Raw genomic sequence first — 3,158 nt, 5'->3', positions numbered from 1 at the left:
AGCACCAAAAACGACTCCCATTCCATCAATATTAATTAAGTCGCACTCCTTGACTGAATCAGATAACGTCGGATCGGTCTGCATATTTACTAACTTAGCCACGTTAACTACAACATGTTGTAAAAAACCACCTTCGCTTATCTTATTCTCAATGAATGATACTGTTTCGGACATTGTAGCAACATCCATAGGAGATCCCAAAAATTCTATACGCTTCATCTAATTAATGACCATCATTTTTAACAAAACTATCGATTGAATTTTTATTCAAAAGAATAGAACGTTGATAATATGAGAACGAATAATAAACCCATGCTTTTGTCCAGCGAATATAATCAATTTTATTTGTATAAAATTGATTCTTCTGATAAACAAATCTCCGCTTATCCTTCAAGTATAATATTTCAATAGCATGACTTATTATTCTATCGGCCATAATTAAGTCATCAGACGTACCACCAACTTTAAGCAGAGTAAGTACCGCCTGAGATACACTATGCATATCAAGAGGATAGCGGTTATTATGGTAATACTTAGCAGTACCATCTTCTTCAAAAAATTGGGTTTTATAAAATTTAAAACCAAGTTCAATACTTGCTTTAAACTCATCCGTCCTTAAAGAATCAGCCAATAGTGTTAGGGCTTCTAAGTTGTACCCCGTGTGGAAAGAGTCGATAAACTGATGGTGGTGTCTTGTACCATAGACCCAAGAACCGTCATAACTTTGAGCTGAGACCGATTGTCTTGCAACAGCTAAGGACAATTTCTTATACTGGCTATTACCTGTAATACTAGCAATTTTTGCGACCCAAGCGGCACCCCATAAACTGGCGTTGTATACTAGTGCGGTCTCTCCTGGGATGTAAGAGAAGAAACATTCACCATCTAGTTCTGTGTAGAGATGTTTAACTATAAAATTCGCAGAATCAATTGCTGGGTCACGATATTTATCACTATTAGTAATCTCCCCCAACGCCCAAAGTGCTTGTGCAACATAGACAGTCGTAATTACATTGGTTTACCTTTTGGCACAAAGAATGCGCGTGCATTCCAATCAAAATGATAACCCCAGCAGCTGTGCCCCCACAAAGTTCTATCACTCTGCTGTGTTAACAACCAATTAGCCAACTCTACTGCTTCATCTAGATAACTCTGCTCATTTTTTGACTGATAGTTTTCTAATAAGCCTAAAATAAATAACCCAATCCCTTTAGGATTTCGCTTGTCAGGAACAAAGAATACTGTTCTAAAATTAATGGCAGAGCGCTTATGAAGTTGAGTCCAAAATAGGCCAAGCAAACCCGTTTTGGCTCTAGGAAAAAAATAAAAAATTTTACTATTTAACCCATCAAAAGGATCATTTCCAGCATAATCATTAATTTTTGCATCTCTTAATAAAGAAGAGACGATATCTTCCACACTAATCAAAGTAAGTCACCTAGTTCTTGCCAAATAGAATGTTCAATCATCTTCACAACCCTAGCTGGAGAACCGGCAACTATTGAGTTATCTGGAATACTACAAATAACTACAGCATTTGCTCCGATTATTATATTGTTTCCAACTTTTATGTCGCCCAAAACCCTTGCTCCAGCACCAATATATACATTGTTCCCTATCTCTGGACATGACTCTCTTAGCTTTCTTCCTATTGTAATACCTTGGCCTAAGCAAACATTATTACCAATAATTGCTTTTTTATGAATGACACATCCTATCCCTCCATACATAAAACGGGAATTTTTCCCTATTTTCACAGAAGCTGGGATAACGGAATTAAATAGTAAAAAAGAAATAAATTTTATAACATTGGGGATTAATGGAATTCGATTCACGTATGCCCAATTAGCAATCCGATAAAAATGGATAAGATTCATTATGCCACCTTATTTCCCATGATATTTTCCGTTATATACCTATAACGTTCAATAATATTAAAGAGTAATCCTGACTTTATATAATTAACAATTTTCCCTTTAAAGTTTCTCGGAGGATTAATTGGTATACAACTAATCTCTGGTGCTAGATAGTGAATGATTTCTTTAAATAAATGATTATTATGGTATTTTGTATATTTGTATGGCAAGCAAATCATACGTTCAATAATGTAGTGTGTAGCAAATGGATTTACTTCCTCAAATGCTATATCTGACTCAGAATTACCAACTGCCCCCCCAGTTACCTAGTCTTTGTTCAATGTAATATAATGAGTTCTTCGGATAAAATCTAGCATATGAATGTTCTTTACAATCATCTAACCATAAATTTGTCTGAAGATTGGAGAAGCGTGAATTTACACACTGATATTTGAAACACAAATAATTACTCTCGATATTTTCTTTAGGGATACCATATACAGAACGTCCAAACTCCCCAACGCCGCAAATATTGATATAATCAGACAAGATTAGAGAATAGTTATAGACTTCTGGGAGCCGTTTTTCAGTAGCGTAAAAAACCGAATTGGAATATTCATTTTTAAATGACTCAGGTATTTTATCCACATCTAAAAAATCAGTATGGATCGTATATTTCACTCCAAGAGTATCACAAATCCTCTTACCGATGACAATATCCGGATGCTCATCATTTAAATTTTTCAACTTATCAATAAAGTAATAACATCTATGTTTAATCTCTTTTGTAGCAGCAGCCATCACCCTAGAATCATTACCGGCTGTGACAGCGATTGATAATGGTGATACTTCAGAAAAAGCTTTTAAAATGGCTTTAAGTTCTTCTGCAACTTCTGCCACAACCTGATTAATATCATGGTACTTAAATTCAACTTGAGGCCAATAACGAACAACTTTCATATTTCTAATACTTAAAGCATGGTTAGGAAGTACTTTTTCTATCTCATTAAAGATAGTTTCATGCCCAATCCAAGCATTACCATTTCCTTTTTTAGGAAAGACTTCCTTATAAAATTTATAGGCTTCCTCATTATGTGTAAGCTTAATACTTTGATATTGCAAGAGACTGATGTCTGTCGCTATCAAACCGTGACTACTAGAAAAATTAATTTGCGCAAGTGATGTTGCATCAGATCTTAATATATCAATTTTACTATCACTATAAAATAAATAGTATCTTCCACAGCATCTTGATAGAGATTTATTGATGATTGAAAAACTTACATCTGAATTGTCAAGTTC

3 protein-coding genes and 1 pseudogene are annotated in these 3,158 nt (G+C 34.5%); all 4 read right to left on the bottom strand.

Annotation, left to right across the window (positions count from 1 at the left end; genetic code table 11):
- Window positions 1-219 (bottom strand): WecB/TagA/CpsF family glycosyltransferase (locus tag VOR_RS0111050; protein ID WP_029627121.1); only part of this gene is annotated, 219 nt, incomplete at its 3' end.
- A 4-nt stretch (window positions 220-223) separates the two neighbouring features.
- Window positions 224-1,428, bottom strand: a pseudogene (locus VOR_RS17900) (aspartate-semialdehyde dehydrogenase).
- Window positions 1,425-1,877, bottom strand: coding sequence for a serine O-acetyltransferase (locus VOR_RS0111040; RefSeq protein ID WP_010319766.1), 453 nt, complete (start codon window positions 1,875-1,877; stop codon window positions 1,425-1,427). Before VOR_RS0111040 ends, VOR_RS17900 begins: the two are co-directional and overlap by 4 nt.
- A gap of 282 nt (window positions 1,878-2,159) precedes the next feature.
- On the bottom strand, window positions 2,160-3,158 hold a 999-nt coding region (locus VOR_RS18860), incomplete at its 5' end, for a hypothetical protein (RefSeq protein ID WP_010319765.1).

It is taken from the genome of Vibrio ordalii ATCC 33509, from assembly GCA_000257205.1.
Classification (GTDB): domain Bacteria; phylum Pseudomonadota; class Gammaproteobacteria; order Enterobacterales; family Vibrionaceae; genus Vibrio; species Vibrio ordalii.
This window is presented reverse-complemented; position numbering and strand designations above follow the sequence as displayed.